This is a genomic window from Bacillus sp. AFS041924 (genome assembly GCF_002577195.1).
In the GTDB taxonomy this organism is placed as follows: domain Bacteria; phylum Bacillota; class Bacilli; order Bacillales; family Bacillaceae_G; genus Gottfriedia.
This window is the reverse complement of the sequence record NZ_NULG01000016.1, coordinates 24,325-43,446: the sequence shown is the minus strand read 5'-3', so window position 1 is coordinate 43,446 and position 19,122 is coordinate 24,325. Positions and strand designations below refer to the sequence as shown.

The following is a 19,122-nucleotide window of genomic DNA, read 5'->3' as shown; positions in this document are numbered from 1 at the left end:
ATTGGTGGGTTTTATTATTTTACATCGAAATTCCTTTATCTATAACAATAAGCTTTACTTTTACTTTTATATTCGATTTTTGAAATGTATCAAGCCAGTGATTCTCAATTTTTTTCCAATCAGAATACTGAAATGAATGAGCTAGTATGCCAAATCCAACTGGATCAATTTTATCTTTTTGAAAAGATTGGACTAAATCATTCAATTGCTTTTGTAATTTCTTTTCTATTTCTTTTCTTAAAACTGCTTCTGTACTGTTCGTCAACTCAATTGGTGATTCAGTAAACATAATCGGCATTGTCAAGTTTACATTAAAGCTATATTTACCATTTGAATATTTTTTTTCGATTTTTCGCTTTACGTCTTTAATATAGAAACTAGTTTCTTCATTCTTAAAGATATCATCTTCGTCTTTTTTAAATTTTTTTAGTTTTAATGCAACAACTAATTGTCCTTCTAAATGATCTTTTAAGATTTTTAACAGTTGCGTTTCTTTTAATGATAAGGTTCGATTATACATATTATTTTTCTTTAATAATGTCGTTCCATTTATTGCTAAATGATCGCCTTGTATCACTAACTCAGGTGCAAAAGGAGTAATTCCCTTTTCATAATACATCTGATGAAGTTTTCTTACTGTAGTCCGAAAAGCAACATTTCGATAATCAGCTGTTTGTAATAATTGCGGAATATAGATTGGTAACTCTGGACTATCCTTTGGCTGCAGATCAAACACTTCTGAAAGTGGGCCGTCTACAAAAATAATATCTGCATTTAATCTAAATTTGGGATCTCGATAAAACATATCTAATACCGAAAACCAATTTTTATGTTCAAGTACTTTTGATCCGATTAGGACTGCTTGAATTTTCCCACCTGCAGTAACACCACTAGATTTCGCATCAAAATAATTTCGGGATTCCTTTATAGATAGGGTTTGTACATTAAAATGTACCGTTTTCGCTTGTGCTCCTCCACTAAAGACTGGGCTTGCCATGTACATTTCGACTTTATTTTGTTCATTCACATCAATTCCCAAAATCATTGATAATGTGACATCTTCAATATTAACTTTTCCTCTACAACCAGATACACCAATGATTAAAAAAATACTAAGCAAACATACTTGAAAATATTTCAATTGATTTTCACCTTACTTAACCTATTTTTAATTAGACCGAAGACCAATAACAGTATAGGAGTACCTATTGTGATGGATAATCCAGAAACCGTAATATAATGTCGATGATGCGTCGTGTTTGTAAACGTAGGGACTTGTATCAACGAAAAGATAATCATTAGAATAAAAAGGATTATTATTACAATTGGTAATAGTTTAAATTTAAATAACTCTGATAAGCTATTCAATCCAGCCCAAATATACGTAACCCAAGTTTTGGATATAAGCATTAAAAATAATGAGAATAAAATGAAATCTAGTCTCTCTACATATTGAAATTCTATTACACTTAAAATATCGATTACTGGTTCAAATGACTTATGGATTTCATAGGGACTATAAATAACGAAGCAAATTAAGGTGACAAATATATAAGTAAAAGTCGTCAAAACATTTCCAATAATAACTCCTTTTATCGCTTTATCTTTTGATTTTAAATAAGGATAAAACAGAATAATTAACTCAATACCTAGAAATGAAGTCGTCGTTAAAGGAATTGTCTTAAATATTGGCATCCAGCCATTCTTAATAATTGGTAAAATAAAATTTATATCTTTATCTTTAAGGGTGAATAATAGCATGAATAATGTAAAAATAGCAATTGGAAAAATTGCCTCGATATATTTTGCAATTAAATGAATTCCACCTCTTGTCAGCTGGTAAGTTGGAAAAAGAAATAAAACTAATAACACATATCCTTTTGCTTCTTGAAGTATGTAGGATTGAATATATAAAATCGCTCTAACTAATACTTGATAACCTACATAGAGGAAATAGATTGCTTGTAAAAAAACAATAATAGAACCAATAACTTTCCCTAAGTAAAAAGTAAAAAAACTTACGTAATTTAAATCAGGAGCTCTTTCTCTTAATTTAACAAACAAAATACTAATAGAAATTGAAATAATGCCTCCAAAAAGAATTCCAATCCAACTACTTGTCCCTGCTTTCATAGCAAGTTCTCTAGGAAGAGACATTATTCCAATTCCAACTTGAATACCAAAAATCATTAAAATAAATTGAAACTGTGTAATTTTTGATTTTTTAATTTTCATGAAAGAATCCCTACTCATATTCTATTCTTCACTATGCTTATTTTGCTTTTTCCAAAGATATTTTAAAGGTACTCTTATGAATGTATCTTTAAATGCATCACGATTAATTGGGAAAAATGGTAATGTATACGGTTTGTTATAACTAGACAAACTCAAGCCATGGATCATAAGAACCATAGTACTTACGATCAAGCCAATCAAACCAAATAATGAAGCCATGATCATAATTGGAAATCGTATAATTCGTAAGCTAGATGCCATTTCGTAGTTTGGAATAATAAATGAGGAAATCGCAGTTAAAGCTACAACAATCACCATAATATTACTAACGATTCCTGCTTGTACTGCTGCCTGACCAATGACAATTCCTCCAACAACTCCTACAGTTGTACTAATTGGAGAAGGTAGCCTAATCCCAGCTTCCCTTAACATTTCTAATGTTATCTCCATTACAACTGCTTCAAATAAAGGATCAAAAGGAACCTTTGCCCTAGATTCTCCAATGGATAAAAGTAATTTTAAAGGAACGATTTCATAATTGAATGAAATAATCGCGATATAAATTCCTGGTAGAAAGATTGTTAAAAAAAATGCAACAACTCTAAGTATACGGTTAAATGAAGCGACAATTGATCTTGTAGAATAATCATCCATTGATTTAAAAAATATTGCAAAATTGATTGGTAAAATAATAACTTCTGAAGATCGATCTACAATTAAAACTACTTTCCCTTCAAGTAATGTCGTAGCTGCAACATCTGGTCTTTCAGAAGTTAAATATTGAGGAAACGGAGAAAATGGGTTTCTTTCCATTAATTGCGCTAAATGATTTGCATTAATAATAGAATCGAGTTTGATACTTGAAACTCTTTGCTCAACACCTGCTAGTAAATCTTCATCTACTAATCCGTCGATATATGCAATTGATATTGTACTTTTATTCTCATTCCCAATTTCTATTTTCTTAGTTTGAAAATCGCGACTTTTAATAAATCTACGAAGTAATGCAATATTCGCTTGTTCCGTTTCAACAAACGATATTTTTGACCCTTTTAATGAATTATCAATACTTGGTGGCATATACGGCCTATGTGGCCATTTTTCAGTCGAATACACATATGCAACTGGATCGCCATCTACTAGTAATATACTTTTACCTTCCAATATTGCAGTTTCAATATCTAAGATTTGATTTGAACGCACTGTTTTATTTGTTATGAATAATTCAATTTCTTCGGTATTTGAACTAATTGCATTAATAAATTGATCTATTTTTTGTTCATCGACTATACCGCACAAATAACAAATCATTGCCTGTTTATCTCTAATCATTAAATTTTTTTTGACTAGGTCAGAAGTCGGAAATATTCTCTGAATAATGTTTTGATTTTCGATTAAATTTCCTTCAGTATGAATAACGGAAGAACGTAAATTAAATTTTCTTAAACGTTTTTTTGGTTCACTTGGATAATCCACTTTATCTTCCAGCCTTTCATAAATTTCCAGCTTACTATCAGCTAATCAGTTTTATCATAAATAACCTATTTTATACTTTAATAACTAGTTGGTAGAAAGTTGGATTTCATGGATGACATCCGATACAATGAATTTTATATAGTTGTGATGGAGGAAAAAAATATGGCGATCCTAGCCAACGCAAAATTTAACGAATATAAAAAGTTAATATCCTCTTTATCTCCTTCACTTGAAACTAGTACATTAAAAAATGAAACATTTCTAGTAGATAAAGATGAACAGAAAAATTTAGAGATTTATTACGCTCCATTTGAGTACATTAATGAGCGCGCTAAAGTAATCATTGTAGGTATTACACCAGGCTTACATCAAATGAAACAATCCTACTCTACTGTCATTAGGCTTAAAGACGAAGTGATGGATGACGAAGAAATTTTACATGAAGTTAAAAAGAATTCTAGCTTTGAAGGACCGATGAGAAAAAATTTAATTGCCATGTTAGATGAATTAGAATTAAATAACTATCTCGGACTGAATTCAACTAGTGAACTTTTTAGTAAATCAAGTCATTTAGTACAAACCACCTCTGTTATTAAATACCCAGTTTTTTATAAAGGGAAAAACTATAATGGTTCAACCCCAAACATTTTAAAAACTGACTTACTTAAAAAGTATATTATTAATACCTTTGCACCAGAAATCATTAGACTAGATCATCCACTCATTATCCCGTTAGGAGTAAATGTTTCAAAAGTTCTAACCTATCTAACAGCAAATGATTATTTACATTCGGACTCCATTTTATATGGATTTCCCCATACATCTGGTGGGAATGGACATCGACATAAACAATTTGCGGAAAATAAAGAAGACATGAAAAGAAAAATTAATTTATACTTTGAGTGATTAATAAAGGAGGACCAAAATGATTTTACATATTATTGGAAACAACGATTGGCAAAACGCTCTTAATTGTGGAGAATATTCACCTGATAGTTTACATAACGATGGCTTTATTCATTGTTCAACCTTAAAACAAACAACTGAAATCGCAAACCTATTCTTCAAAGGTGCAACTAATTTAAAAATATTATGCATCGACGAAGAAAAAACGAAATCGAAAATCGTCTATGAAGATACTGAAAACTTCGGTCAACTATTCCCTCATCTATATGGCGCATTAAACTTAGACGCTGTTTTTAAAGTTGTTGATCTTAACTCAGACGAAAATGGGAAATTTGTTTTACCTAGTGAATTGGTGGCGCTGGGATCAGTGTGAACACATAGAAATGAAAATTACTTACTCATATTAGGTTCATGAGTTAGTATAATGAAAGAAAGTAAAAACAAAATAGTAATAGGCGATTTTTTTGCTCATAATGAACGAAAAAATCGCCTTTTTAATTTGAATATGTATACAGTGGCCGCTAATTAGGCACACTGAGTTTTTTTATAGCTTTACTCCTCATCATCCTTTAACAAATCACTTAAAAACTTCTCCCTGTTTTGTAAAAAGTATTTCGTAATTTGATAGTGATCGGTACTTTCATAATCAATTCTTGAAATCTCACCATGATCAAAGCTTAATATATCTGCATTTGGATATCCAAGTAGGATCGGTGAATGAGTAGCAATAATAAATTGTGAGTTTTCATTTTCTACTAAATCATGAATTATTTTTAAAAATGTTAATTGTCTAGCTGGTGACAGCGCTGCCTCTGGCTCATCTAGTAAGTAAATTGCAGTTTCATTAAATCGATTTAAAAATAAGGATAAAAATGACTCCCCATGTGATTGTTTATGGAGAGACTGACCGCCATAGCCTCGATACTTAAGTGGATCATCTATTTGATCCAAATATGTTGCAAAATTGTAGAATGATTCCGCACGTAAGAAAAACCCATTCGAAATTTTTGGTAACCACGAAAGCCTTATGTAATCACCGAGCTGTGACTCAGATGCAAAAACCTCATAATTATTATTCCGTCCCCCACCAGCTGTATTAAAATCACATTTATCAGCAATCGCTTCCAATAAAGTAGACTTTCCAGAACCATTTTCACCTACAAAAAAGGTAACATTACTTCTTAAATTAATTTCATCAAAGTATTTAATTGAAGGAATTGAAAACGGATATTGGCTAAAGGAAGTAATTTCATCGCGTAAAAGCATTATTTTTTTTAAAAACATTTTCATCACCTATGAAGATTATACATTACTATTGGTACTATTCTAAAAGATTATTTGATAAATAGGTTTGACTAGAGAGTCATCTATATAGTGGAATATTCTCTGGTCAAAACTGAAAAACACGAACACTTGATGAACATTATTGATAAAGTTGTGAACTTCGTTGATATATCCCTAAAACTCGTTGATATATCGCTTAACTTCGTTGATAAATTGCAAAATCTCGTTGATAAATCACAAATCTTCATTTATATATACTGACTTCTCTCTCTTTAAATTACTCATAGAAAAACACAAGGAAAATTCCTTGTGTTTCCTCTAAACTTATGGAGGGGAAAAGAGATTGTACCTATCATTAAAATACCGCACTAAGTGCATCCCTATACATCACAATCGCTCTTACTACATGAAAAGTAGCTATTAGTATAATCGTTACTTCATATGCTGATACATTTAGCAAATCGAATTTTTTGCGCAGTACGAATTTCCGAAAAAGTGCAGGAAATCCTTCATTCAATTTCAAACAAATGATATAGAATACTAGAATGACAAAGTATAGGAAGAATCCCATGTCAGTATACTTCCAGTCGACTAATTCAGCAAATAAACTACATAACCAAATGATCAACACATTGACAATACAAGCAAATATCCAATTGGAGAAAGAAGATGTCGTATAGATCGTTTTCATCAAGATCACTTCTCCTTTAAATCATCTGTAGTCAATTTTTACGCTTGTAGTCGCTATTTTATGCGTATATTAAATACATTAAATTATTTTTTTTATATAAAGTTTTGTTGAAGTTTTTTCACATAATTGTTCTGACTGTTAACTCCTTACTCATGATAAAATACAAATATACTGACAAGAAAAGGGATGAACAACTATTAATCTACAAGAAAAAGTAAAAAATCTGCCGTTATCCCCTGGCGTTTATTTAATGAAGGATTCAAAAGGTCAAATCCTTTATGTTGGAAAAGCAAAAAACTTAAAAAAGCGAGTTCAATCTTATTTTCAAAATTCCAAAGGTCATTCACCTAAAGTGAAAAAACTTGTAACACATTTAAAGGATTTTGACTTTATTTTGACGGATACTGAATTTGATGCATTTATGCTTGAGTGTCATTTAATTAAAGAAATTAAACCAATGTATAATCGAATGATGAAAAGTCCGCAATCTTTTATTTACTTAGTCATTAACTTAAATAAAAAGGTTCCTTCATTTGAGGTTAGCTATGAACCTCTTGAAAACGAGTTAGTATTTGGTCCTTTTACAAGTAGAGGCATTGTAGAAAGGGCGATTACGGGCATTAAAGAATGCTTTAAAATTAACTGTGGCCATTCAACCGTTAAAAATAGCGCTTGTTTAAATTACTCTTTAGGGACATGTAACGGAGTTTGTCTAGGTGGCTTGGCGCATGAAGAATACAATAAAATTACCTATAAGGTTATACGATTTCTAAATCGTACTGATATGGATCTCCTCGAAGAAATGGAAAAACTTATGTTTGAGGCATCTGAACAATTTGATTTTGAGGCTGCAGCAAAATACAGAGATTGGATTGAAATGGTTAAGTCGCTGATTAACAAGGAAAAAGTCATCGAATTTACTGAGCAAAATCATAATATTATTACAATTGAACAATTAGAAAATAATAAGTTTAAATACTTCCTTATTAATCGGACACAAATATTGAATGGTGAATTGGTTCAAATTGAAGATGGTTCATTTGATCAGTTAATTGAAGAAATGAATTCTAACTCATTTGAGTACTTTAAAAACATTGACGATCAATCCTCTACAGATGTATGTCGTGATGAAATTGACGAAGCCCAAATTATTTACACTTACTTAAATAGTGCAAACTGTAAACATCTGATTGTACCTAAAAGCTGGCTTAGTCCAACAAGTACTAAATTGAAAAAAGAACTTCGAAAAATGGTAAGTAGTTCCGATAATGTGGAGAAAATGTAAAATAACATGCATAATCACAATAGGAATAGTATATGAAATAGAGCCAAATTAACAATTAAATTAGCATACGAAAACGCTTGGAATATTCCAAGCGTTTTTTCTATTTAACCTTCAACAACAGCTAAGTAATAAGCTACTCTTCCATTGAATTCAACAATTAATATATCCTCTCTCTCTTTGGCGGTGTATATTTTTGCTCCTACTGGTAAGTTATTTGCCGTACCATTTTTAAATGACTTGTTGGAAACTGTTGAAACTAATGCTGTAATTTCTCCAACTGATTTGCCTTTTGTCAATTTAAGTTCATTTACCCAATCAATATTCGTTTGATAAATAATATCTTTCCATTGAAGAATGTCAGCATGTCTATCAAGACGTATAATTTCTTCTGCATCTGGATTTTTAGTCGTTACAGTTTTAGTTTCTGGTTTACCACAACCGAATAAACAAAATGAACATATCATTATAGTTAAAATTACTTTATACATTTTCAACATAAACACCTCCATTTACAGTTAGTTTACCATAAAATCCCATTTTTTTATAAATCTATTACTAAAATGTTCGACATTTTTAAGAACTAACTAAGTTTAAATAGACAGTACAATTAGCATTGAAAATAACACCTATTTTAGCACCTAAATTTTTAATGTTACATTAGTTATTGTCATTCTGTTATTTACCACGCTATTTATATTGCTATTTAATGCCTTTTCACACTAAAAACACTGATATATCAACAAAATTAAAAGACCGAATCACAATACGATTTGGTCTTTTAATTAGTATATTATTTCTAATGTTTCTCCATGAAAACGGAACTACTTCGAAAAATGGTTCGTTTTTTTAAATAAAAATAGGCTCGGGCAATTTTTCCCTGAGCCATTTTTTTATCCTTTAACTTTTTCAAACTGATTCCAATTAACCGATTTCTCTAACAAAATTGAAAGGATTACACCCATTATTAGTCCGTTTGTTAAAAATGGTTGAACAATTGTTGGAAGGTTTCCAAATGTTCCAGGAGCAATATTCATTAAGCTTACTCCTACTAAAACTGGGGCTGCTAATCTAAAAATTGTATCTGATGTAAATACTTTTCCATTCGTACTACTAAAAGCCGTTCCAAATAATTGAAGATATGCAACAAATAATACTGCATTTCCAACAGTTACAGGCATCTTTGCTAAAAATGATATTAGTGGTGGAAGTACTCCAATCATTGCAAGGAGTGCTCCTCCATATATAAATGGTTTTCTTTCATAAATTTGCGTACTTTGCAAAAATCCAAGTGATGATGTAAATGGAGTATATGGAACAATTCCAAATAATGCCGCAATAATTGTGAAGCTGCCTGTTATTACTAATGAAAAACGATATTGTTTTGTTCCAGCTTCTTCCTTTAATAAATCAGAGGCAGCCTTAATGGAGGCAAATGTATTACTTAAATTCATGATACCTGCAAAAAATGAAATAACGATTATACCAATTTGTAAATTCGGTGCTCCTAATGGGAATAAAGAAAAATGAGCACTTGCTGCCCCTACTTCTTTTGCATCGGATCCAAATAATATCGTGTAGAATAACCATCCTACTATAATGCCAATTAATATTGAAAAATTGCTAATAATACGCGATCCTTTTAATTTTAAAATACTAACAAATAATACGATGCATAATGAAAGTACACTGACTGATATACTGATTTCACCTTTATTCGTTATTCCAAGCATTCCTTTAAAGAAAACGAATATAAGCTGAAATGAAAGTAAAAATAAATAAACTGTCATAACCATTGGGGTGAAGATTTTTTGAAGAAATGAAATTAAATTGAATGCAGATAAGAGTAGTGTAACGATTCCTGCTGCAATAAATCCTGTTGCCATTCCCCCGCCAATTTCTGTATAGCTTAACCCAAAAGCTGAGGCTGATAACCCTAGGTTCAGCATAACTCCCCACAATAAACCAGAATGTCCTTCCATGATCGGATACTTATGACCAATCCATCCTTGTAAAACGGATGCAATTCCAGTGAAGATTAGTGAACTCCGAATCGTACTTTCTATAACATCTGAAGGCAAATGAAATGCAGCTCCTATTGATATAGGGACTACAATTGTATTAGCAAAAATAAAAAATAACCATTGAACCGATGAAAAAAGAGTAGTAGAAACTCTCGCGTTTTTCATAGTTTCCTCCTCCTCTTGCTTAAAAAATCTTTGTTTCTTTAATATAAGTAGGTTCTTTAATCGCCCTTTTCCATTTTAAAGAAGTTGAAAGTAAAACTCCAATAATAATGAGTGCTCCCCCTAAAATTTGTGATCCTGTAATATTATTTTTCAAAACAATCAACCCTACTAGCATTGCAACAAAAGGTTCTAAATTAAGAAACATTGCAGCTTTTGATGCGCCAACATTTTGAATTTGATGATTCCAAATTAAAGTACAAATTCCATGCATTACAATAGCCGTTACAATTAATAGTATCCAAGGCATAACTTCTCTACTCAAACCTATAGTTGTTTCTAAAAAAAGAGCGATTGGTAATAAACCTCCGAAGCCAATTATATTTGAATAAAGTGTAATTGTGACGGATTCATAGCTTTCCGTTAGCTTTTTAATCATAATAATAGAAATTGAGAACGTAATCATCGTTAGAAAAATCCAGAGCAAGCCAACTGTAAAGTGTAGTTTTTGACCGTTTGTAATGACAAAAAATACACCTATAAAAGCGATAATTGAACCTAATACAAAACCTTTTGTTAGTCGTTCCTTTAGAAAAATCGAAGCTAAAAAAGATGTAGTAAGAGGAGCAAGAGCAAGTATTAATGCAGAAGTTGTTGGATGGGTTGTTTCTAAAGCGGAATAAAATGACCATTGATTAATACAAGTACCAATTAACCCTAGTAAAATAATCATAAACCAATCTTTTTTCTGAACCATTTTCCACTTTTTCTTTACAAGTGCATAGAAAGCGATAAAAAGTAATATAAAGCATAATCTTAAGGCTGACAATAAAATTGGTGGAAATTCTTTTACTAGAATTGCTCCAAATATAAAATTACTCCCCCAGCAGATTACACAAAATAGTAATAATAGATAAGAACGAACCATTTTACAGCCTGCTTTCTCGATTAATATTTTAAAGAAAACTCGTTGACTGACAAGTCTTTTGAAGAACAGAAGTCTAATTGCAATCAATACCGGCTATAACGTCGATTGCTAATTTAACCTTCTTTATTTCATTAAAAATGAAAAAGGAAATCTAGAAGATTCTAGAGATCCTTTTCTTCTATTATTTAGGATTTTTACTAAGATTTTTTTTTTTGGACAGGTTAAGAATTTTAAGTGTAATGTTTGGATGTTTATATTCCTTGGGGAGGCTTTTGACATCCTTTTTCGCATTGGCAAAACTAACCTGCTCGTGCTCACTTATTTTTGTGCTCTATTTATTTATGAATTAATCTGTCTTCACTTAGTGAACCGCTCACAATATTCCCATTATAAATAACTGCTTTACGATTTGCTCTTCTTGCAACTGCCTCTGCCGAACAGCTTGCTTCAACTAAAACTAGATTTGCAGAATCCCCTATTTTGGGCCATACTTGATTTCCTTCAATATCTAGCGGAGTTTTTCCACCGGTAATATATTTTAATGTTTGACCTAATGAAACTTCATCAATCCATCTAAATCGTTCAGCAAGTCTTCCCGCTCTTTCTAGAATATCGCCTGTTCCTAGAGGTGACCAAACATCAAAAATATTATCATTTCCTACTGCTACTTCAACACCTCGTTCATTTAATAAATCAACTGGTGGCATTTGTCTATTAATTGGTACACTTGTGACAATCGAAATTCCTGCGTCTCTAAAGCTGTTTGCAAGTTCGTAAGCTTCTTCTCTTGGAACATCCCCTATTCCAAATGCATGGCTGATTGCTACTCTGCCTTCCCAGCCTGCTTGCTTAGTGAACTCTACTATACGTTTCATTGTAAATGTCCCTAGATGACCCGGGTCGTGTAAATGTATATCAATATCTGCATCTGCTTCAACCGCTAAATTATATAATTGATATAGTGACTCTTCAATATTTTGGTCTACAACCGCAGGGTCGACTGATCCAACAATTCCTGCTCCATTTCTTAATGCTTCTCTCACATAATTGAAAGCATTAGATCGTAATAAACCATGCTGAGCAAAAGCAACCACTTCGGAGCTAAGACGGTTCGAATAATTCGTTAATGCTTGTTCAACTTGTTCTAAATTTCTTATCCCAACCTCTGGGTAAATATCAACATGTGTTCTCACGTGTGTTGAACCAGAAGCTAAAAGGATTTCAAGTAAAGCCTCTGCGCGCTCCTTTGTACTAGAAGCAATCGTCGGTAAGACCATTTTTTCAGTTTCAAACCGTTCAATCACGCTAGAGGTTGGCGTGCAAGCTCTCCATACATCTCCCATTAAAGTCTTATCAAGATGTACATGCTTTTCAATAAAAGAAGGTAATACAAGTAATCCGCCTGCATCATGAACTGTAAATACATTTGAAATAGACGCTTCGTCTTTTGTTATTTTTGTGATTTTTCCATTTTCAATTAATAAATGAACTAATTCAGTAGCAGTACCTACCACTTTTTCATCTTCTTTTTCGTAACCAATTTCTAAACGAGCATTCTTTATCCAATAGTTAGATTTCATGAATTTCACCCCTTCTTGTAATCGATCATCACTTTACGTCAAAAGCTGATTTGCTATTTAGTCCACCGTAAACAATCTTTCCATTAGCCATTACAGCAGCACGTTTTGAACGTCTTGCTACAGCTTCAGCAGAACATGATGCATCTACTAAAACCATGCTTGCTTCATCTCCAACATTTGGCCATAGCTGGTTACCCTTTACATCAAGAGTTTTTAACCCACCAGTAATAAACTGCAAAGTTTGAGATAGCCCATATTCATCTTTCCAATTGTATCTCTCAGCTAGTCTTCCTGCTTTTTCTAACATATCTCCCGTTCCATGTGGAGACCAAGAGTCATAGAAACCATCACACCCTAAGGCAACATGTACACCTTTAGAATGAAGTAAATCAACAGGAGGCATTACTCTGTTGATCGGAACCGTCGACATAATCGATACGCCTAGGCTTGCTAGATTACTAGCCATTTCAACTGATTCATTTGTCGGTACATCACCAAGTGCAAATGCATGGCTAACAGCTACACGATTATACCAACCAGATTGTTCAATAAATGAAACTAATTTCTGTATTGTATAAAAACCAAGATGACCTGGGTCATGAATATGAATATCTATATCAGCATCAAACTGTACTGCCAAATCGACCATCTCAAATAATGAAAGCTCAATATTTTGATCAATGCCACCAGGATCTAACCCTCCGACAATAGTCGCTCCCTCTCTCATCGCTGTTTTCATCAATGACAAACTATTTGTTCGAAGTAATCCATGTTGAGGAAATGCAACAATCTCGTGTGTCATTTTATCCTTATACGTAAAAAGTGCTTTTTGAATTTCTTCTAAATTTTTCAAGCCGATATACGGATCAACATTTACATGCGTTCGTACATGAGTTGCGCCGCCTTTTAATAATAAATGCAGCATTTGTTTTGCACGATGCTGTCCCGTTTCAGCTAATTCAACTAATTCCGCCGCTTCCAAATTTAATCTCTCAACTAAGTTTGCAGCAGGAATACATGCCTTCCATGGTAGTCCAAGATAAGTCTTATCCAAATGATTATGCATTTCTTTAAAAGCAGGGAGAGCAAGTAAGTTCTTTGCATCTTGCACAGGAAGATCTGTTTGTAATGGAGTATTCGCTAATTGTAATCGTTCAATCTTCCCATCAGTAATCAGTAAATTGTAAAGTGTAGTCTCTGTACTTTGGATTCTTCCATTTTCAAAAACAAAACCGCTATCAAGTTTTACATTCTTAAGCCAATATGATTGATTCATCTCATCACTCTCTTTAATAAAACTTAAACTGTAGTTGATTCAAGATTAGAAATTGAACCACTTACAACATTACCTTTAAAAATAACAGCAGCACGTTTTGCGCGTCTTGCTACTGCTTCTGCTGTACAAGTAGCTTCTACAAGGACGACGCTTGCTTCATCTCCAACATTCGGCCATGCTCTTTCACCTTCATTATTTAATGGAGTCACGCCTCCTGTAATAAATCCTAGACTATTATGAAGAGATTTTTCTTCAATAAATCTGAAACGTTCAGCAAGTCGTCCAACTTTTTCAAGATTATCTCCAATTCCGAATGGAGACCAATGATCAGTAATGCTGTCATTCCCTAATTCAACTTTTACTCCTTTTTCATTAAGTAAAGGGATTGGAATCGTTCTAAAAATTGGTACAGTTGAAGTAATCGAAATACCTAATTCAGCAAACCTCTCAGCAATCGCAGTAGCATCTGGAACAGATAGATCTGCTAAACCACTCGCATGACTCACTGTAACTCTTCCTTGCCATCCTGCTTTTTCAGTTAATGTAGCTAATCTTTGCATTGTAAATAATCCAAGATGATCTGGGTCATGTAAATGAACATCGATATCAGAATTTGATTCAACTGCTATGTCCATAATCGTCTCAAGAGAACGTTCGATATTTTCATCGATTGTGGCTGGGTCAACTCCACCAACTAGATTCGCTCCATATTTCATAGCCTCTCTAACTAGTTCAACAGAGTTACTTCTTAACAGGCCATGCTGCGGAAATGCAACAATTTCGTGTGTTAATTTATCTTTATATCCTTCTAAAGCTTGTAATGTAGCTTCTAAATTTTTTAAACCGATAACAGGATCAATATTACAGTGTGTACGAATATGTGTCGCACCGTGACCAAGTAACAAATCTAGCATCTTTTCTGCTCTTTCTTTAGCAGTTGGTAATAGTTTTGGCAATAAAATTTGTTCTTCTTCAATACGTGTTCTCACACCATTAGTTGCAGGCATACACGCTTTCCAAGGTCCACCATAGTAAGTTTTATCAATATGAATATGCATCTCTTTAAATGAAGGAACCATAAGAAGGCCTTGCACATCATATTGTGGTAATTGATCAGTTATGAATTCACTAACTAATTGAATAGAAGCAATTTTTTCGTTTTCAATTTTAACATTGTACTTTCCAGTTGCAGTTCCATTAATTACTTCTTTGTCATTATAAGTAAAACCATCTTCCAGACTTACATTTGTTAACCAATATGATTTTGACAATATACTCATCCTTTCATCCCACTTTAAATTTTGATTCTATTTCATTATAAATCTGTTTAGAATATTTTGATTTTAGTATGTTTACATATTTTTAAGGTATTTTTACTAATTGGTTTTCTATTGTATAAAAAGGTCATTCTGCAAAAAAGTGAACCTTTTGCGCTGATGAAATAAAAACTAGTCAATTAATTATCAACTATTCGTAAAAGTTACTTTGTGAGATTGATTTCTACATCAGGATGCTCTCTTTTCTATGTGGCGAAACCTGAGCTTCCTCATTACCTCCGTTCCTACGGGTCTTTAGTCTTCCCGCATTTCCCTTTGGAGTCGATCAACATTCATTTCAATGAACTTATTCATGGAAAGAAGATTTTCTGATACGCGAACGTTATAAGAGGGGGTATATCAGAGAGTCTTCTTATATGTAGCTGATTTTATTTATCTTTTTATAATAAATTGCAGGTTTCTATCTAGTTTTTATTCGATTTAGAACAGATTGGACCAAATTTGCTGTTTTCTTCATTTGTGAACATCAGCTTTTAGATAAGATTTAATCCGAAATACCCTAACCAGTATAGGTAATATTTCATCTTATTTGCGATTCTTGCAATTTTATTTGCAGTTTTGCTAATTTTATTTGCGATTTTCAGATTTTAATTGCAGTTTTGCCAATTTTATTTGCGATTTTCAGATTTTAATTGCAGTCCGCTAGTTATTTGCGTATCTCTTATTTTTAATTGCAGTTTTGCCAACTTTATTTGCGTTTTTTGGATTTTATTTGCAGTCAAGCTAGTTATTCGTGATTGCCCGATTTAAGTCAGATACTATTAAGCTCTACTAACTGCAATTTCTAAAAAAAAGGTCCCCTAAAAAGTGAATTGTTACCCGAATAATAGACACTTAAAAAAAGGGTCTATTATTCGGGTATTTTTATGTCCTCGACATTCAAAACCCGTTTATAATAAAAATATAAATAGATGAGGTCGGGGAAAAATGAGTAAAATTATATTTAATAGTTTTCAAATAAAACAACTTGAAAAAAATAGTAATGTGAGTAAAGTATCAGATCGTTCAATAAGCTATAAACCAGAATTTAAAGTAAAAGCTGTATTAGAAAATCTTAAAGGGAAAGGTCCTCTTCAAATCTTTATTGAAAATGGATTTGATTTAGAAATTATAGGTAATGACAAGCCAGGTCAATGTTTAGAACGTTGGAGAAATACTTATAAAATCTACGGAGAAGAAGGATTCTATACAGAAAGACGTGGGAAAGGTTCAACTGGAAGACCAAGTTCAAAAGATCAAACGGCTGAACAGAAATTAAAGAAAGCTGAAGCTCGAATAGCGTTTCTTGAGGCAGAGGTAGAGTTTTTAAAAAAGCTCGACGAACTAGAAAGGCAGGCGGCACAGAAAAAGAAACGTTAACGAAAGCTGAGAAATTTGAATTGATTGAACAGACACTAAGAAATCATGAATTTCCTCAGATGGTTTCCTATTTCTGTAAGTTAGCAGGCGTGAGTCGAAGTGGATATTACGCATTCTTAAAGGCTGAAAGAATACGATATGAACGTGAAAAACGTGATGAATTAGATTATAAATTAATAAAGGATATCTTCGATAAATCTAATCAAAAGAAGGGTATCCGCCACATTAAGATGTATTTAAGCAAGGTAATGGGTGTTACTATGAACTTTAAACGAATTTATCGCTTAATGAAAAAATATTCGATGTACACAAAAATTCGTAGGACAAACCCTTATAAGAAAATGGCAAAGGCTACACAGGAACATAAAACCCTTAAAAATATTCTTAATCGTAAATTTAAACAAGATACCCCACAAAAGACTTTATTGACTGATATAACTTACTTATACTACGGTAAGGGTCACAAAGCATATTTATCATGTGTTAAGGACTGTGCAACTAGAGAAATTTTAGCTGCTCATATTTCTACTTCTCTTTCAATGGAAATTGCCTATACTACTCTAGATAAATTAGAAGAAGCTCTTGATAGTTGCATCTATCCAGGTGCAATCTTACATTCGGATCAGGGATTCCATTATACTCATCCAGAGTTTCAAAATAGAGTGAAAAAAATGGGTCTTATTCAATCTATGTCTCGAAAAGGTAACTGTTGGGATAATGCCCCTATGGAATCATTTTTTGGTCATTTAAAAGATGAAGTAGATTATAGGGAGAGTCAAACAATACTTGAATTACAAAAATGTATTTATGATTATATCGAAGAGTACAATCATCATCGTCCGCAATGGACATTAAATAAAATGACTCCGGTTGAATACCGGAGCCAATTACTTTGTGCTTAAAAGGAAGTCTCTTTTTTATGTGTCCACTTTATAGGGAACAATTCAAAAGTTTAGGACACCCTCTTTTTCAAAATATTACTTAATCGTCACATCATTTATCTCTAAATAACCTGAAGGACTGATTGAAAAACCTTTTACATTTTTTGAAATTGCAGCTACATTCTCGATTACTCGTACTGGAATATAAGGAGAATCTTCCATTTCAATTTCTTGAGCTTGAGCATAAATTTCTTTACGTTTTGCTTCGTCTTTTTCTTTTCGTCCAGCGTTAATTAATTCATCTACTTTTGGATTACTATAGAAAAATGTATTTCCAGCAGCTCCGCGAGAATCTGAGTGGAATAGGTTGTATTGATTGTAATCAGCATCTCCAGTTGCGTTTCTCCAGCTAATAATGAACATTTCTGATTGGCCTTTATTTACTTTTTCAACGAACGAACCGTATTCCATCACTTGTACTTTTAAATTAATGCCTATTCCTTTTAATTGTGATTGAATAACTTCTGCTAAATTTACACGTTCTTTACTATCCATCGTTAAGATTGTTGCGTCAAATCCATTTGGATAACCAGCTTCTGTTAATAGTTTCTTAGCTTCTTTTAGATTGTAATTATAAGCTTTTAATTGATCATCATACCCAAATACTTTTGATCCCATTGCGGAATTCGCTTTTTTACCGACATTATTAAATACGCCTTTAATAATCGAATCCATTTCAACAGCATGAGCAATTGCTTTACGAACTCGTGCGTCATTAAACGGTTCTTTCGTTACATTGAATCCGATATACTCTGTTCCGTAACCTTCACTGCGATAAACTTCCATAGCTGAGGATGATTCAACTTGATTCATTACTGCTACAGGAAGTGGTTCTGCAATTTGAGCTTCTCCTGTTTCGATCATTGAAATTCTTGTAGAGTCCTCTGGAACTACTTGGAACACAACCTTGTCTACTTTAGGTTTATCGCCCCAATAATCTTCATTTTTTACTAATGTGATTTCCTGACCTGGAGACCATGATTTAAATTTAAATGGACCTGTTCCATTTGGTTCTTGAATAATATTCTTACCATATTTATCAATTGTTTTAGGACTTATAATTCCTCCTTCATGATTTGCTAAAATTGAAAGAAGTGGTGAGAATGGCTCACTTAAAATAAATTGAACTGTATATTCATCGACTACTTTAACTTCTTTTACCATTTTGAATACGACAACTCTTGGTGAAGCAACTTTCGGATCTAATAAACGATCAAACGTCTTTTTTACAGCTTCAGCATTAAATGGCGTACCATCGTGAAACTTAGCATCATGTCTTAGTTTAAATTCCCATATTGTATCATTTATTTGATTCCATGATTCTGCTAGCATTGGTTGAATTTCATTATTTTCACCTCGTTGGACTAGACCTTCATAAATTTTATGATGCGTAACGCTTGCTGCATTTATGGTAGACATAAATTGCTGATCTAAATTTTCGGCATCTGATAAGCGAGCAATTACGAGTGTGCTTCCGCCTTTAGAATCATTTGCTTGTCCATTCGCTTTTGTACCTACGTCTTGATTAGAGGAACATCCTGTAATTGTTACAGCAGAAAATAATACTAGAAAAAATTTACCTATTCCCGATTTCAATTTCAATGGCACTGCCTCCCTGTTTAAAGTTTGTCTTACAAATAT

At 32.6% G+C, this 19,122-nt stretch carries 16 protein-coding genes; 4 read left to right on the top strand and 12 right to left on the bottom strand.

Translation table 11 applies throughout. From position 1 onward, the window contains the following. Positions 1 to 19 precede the first annotated feature (19 nt). From COC46_RS05470 to COC46_RS05460, 3 genes are read right to left on the bottom strand one after another with little or no spacing between them, the layout of a single operon-like run. On the bottom strand, positions 20 to 1,141 hold the full coding sequence (locus COC46_RS05470; RefSeq protein ID WP_098808737.1) for a Ger(x)C family spore germination protein: 1,122 nt from the start codon (positions 1,139 to 1,141) through the stop codon (positions 20 to 22). Beyond that, positions 1,138 to 2,235, bottom strand: coding sequence for a GerAB/ArcD/ProY family transporter (locus COC46_RS05465; protein WP_176545064.1), 1,098 nt, complete (start codon positions 2,233 to 2,235; stop codon positions 1,138 to 1,140). The genes COC46_RS05470 and COC46_RS05465 overlap by 4 nt, the downstream gene beginning before the upstream one ends. A 21-nt stretch (positions 2,236 to 2,256) precedes the next feature. Further along, on the bottom strand, positions 2,257 to 3,711 hold the full coding sequence (locus tag COC46_RS05460) for a spore germination protein (protein ID WP_098808735.1): 1,455 nt from the start codon (positions 3,709 to 3,711) through the stop codon (positions 2,257 to 2,259). A gap of 162 nt (positions 3,712 to 3,873) precedes the next feature. Between COC46_RS05460 and COC46_RS05455 the strand changes: the two genes are divergently transcribed. Then, the gene (locus COC46_RS05455) at positions 3,874 to 4,617 is read left to right on the top strand and encodes a hypothetical protein (protein ID WP_098808734.1); all 744 of its coding nucleotides are present in this window, start codon (positions 3,874 to 3,876) and stop codon (positions 4,615 to 4,617) included. 19 nt (positions 4,618 to 4,636) lie between these two features. Next, positions 4,637 to 4,990 (top strand): DUF952 domain-containing protein, encoded by a 354-nt coding sequence (locus tag COC46_RS05450; RefSeq protein WP_098808733.1) that lies wholly within the window; start codon positions 4,637 to 4,639, stop codon positions 4,988 to 4,990. A gap of 179 nt (positions 4,991 to 5,169) precedes the next feature. Here the strand turns inward: COC46_RS05450 and COC46_RS05445 are convergent, their stop codons facing one another. Next, on the bottom strand, positions 5,170 to 5,901 hold the full coding sequence (locus COC46_RS05445) for an AAA family ATPase (RefSeq protein ID WP_098808732.1): 732 nt from the start codon (positions 5,899 to 5,901) through the stop codon (positions 5,170 to 5,172). A 355-nt stretch (positions 5,902 to 6,256) separates the two neighbouring features. Next, entirely contained in the window at positions 6,257 to 6,595 is a 339-nt protein-coding gene (locus COC46_RS05440) for a hypothetical protein (protein WP_141550872.1), read from the bottom strand. Between the two features lie 247 nt (positions 6,596 to 6,842). Between COC46_RS05440 and COC46_RS05435 the strand changes: the two genes are divergently transcribed. After that, the gene (locus tag COC46_RS05435; protein ID WP_098808730.1) at positions 6,843 to 7,877 is read left to right on the top strand and encodes a UvrB/UvrC motif-containing protein; all 1,035 of its coding nucleotides are present in this window, start codon (positions 6,843 to 6,845) and stop codon (positions 7,875 to 7,877) included. A gap of 104 nt (positions 7,878 to 7,981) precedes the next feature. On the opposite strand, the gene COC46_RS05430 is transcribed toward COC46_RS05435, so the two are convergent. The 6 genes from COC46_RS05430 to COC46_RS05405 all read right to left on the bottom strand — a co-directional run bounded on the left by COC46_RS05430 (position 7,982) and on the right by COC46_RS05405 (position 15,124). Then, a complete protein-coding gene (locus tag COC46_RS05430; protein ID WP_098808729.1) occupies positions 7,982 to 8,374 on the bottom strand; it encodes a hypothetical protein in 393 nt (130 codons plus the stop codon). A 393-nt stretch (positions 8,375 to 8,767) separates the two neighbouring features. After that, positions 8,768 to 10,063 carry a uracil/xanthine transporter gene (locus tag COC46_RS05425; protein ID WP_098808728.1) on the bottom strand — a complete coding sequence of 432 codons (1,296 nt, stop codon included), beginning with the start codon at positions 10,061 to 10,063 and terminating at the stop codon, positions 8,768 to 8,770. Positions 10,064 to 10,082: 19 nt separating this feature from the next. Beyond that, positions 10,083 to 10,988 (bottom strand): DMT family transporter, encoded by a 906-nt coding sequence (locus tag COC46_RS05420; protein ID WP_098808727.1) that lies wholly within the window; start codon positions 10,986 to 10,988, stop codon positions 10,083 to 10,085. Between the two features lie 335 nt (positions 10,989 to 11,323). Continuing rightward, complete coding sequence (locus tag COC46_RS05415; RefSeq protein WP_098808726.1) at positions 11,324 to 12,568, bottom strand: amidohydrolase; 1,245 nt, start codon at positions 12,566 to 12,568, stop codon at positions 11,324 to 11,326. 28 nt (positions 12,569 to 12,596) lie between these two features. Beyond that, complete coding sequence (locus COC46_RS05410; protein ID WP_098808725.1) at positions 12,597 to 13,844, bottom strand: amidohydrolase family protein; 1,248 nt, start codon at positions 13,842 to 13,844, stop codon at positions 12,597 to 12,599. A 23-nt stretch (positions 13,845 to 13,867) separates the two neighbouring features. Next, a complete protein-coding gene (locus COC46_RS05405; protein ID WP_098808724.1) occupies positions 13,868 to 15,124 on the bottom strand; it encodes an amidohydrolase family protein in 1,257 nt (418 codons plus the stop codon). Between the two features lie 984 nt (positions 15,125 to 16,108). Here COC46_RS05405 and COC46_RS05400 point away from each other — a divergent pair. Continuing rightward, positions 16,109 to 17,442 (top strand): IS3 family transposase gene (locus tag COC46_RS05400; protein ID WP_098808723.1). Its coding sequence is split into 2 segments (ribosomal slippage): positions 16,109 to 16,481 and positions 16,481 to 17,442, totalling 1,335 coding nucleotides; the frame shifts between segments, so codons are not numbered across the junction. 75 nt (positions 17,443 to 17,517) lie between these two features. Here COC46_RS05400 and COC46_RS05395 read toward each other — a convergent pair. Next, positions 17,518 to 19,083: a glutathione ABC transporter substrate-binding protein gene (locus tag COC46_RS05395; protein ID WP_098808722.1), complete on the bottom strand. Its 1,566-nt coding sequence runs from the start codon at positions 19,081 to 19,083 to the stop codon at positions 17,518 to 17,520. Positions 19,084 to 19,122: the final 39 nt, after the last annotated feature.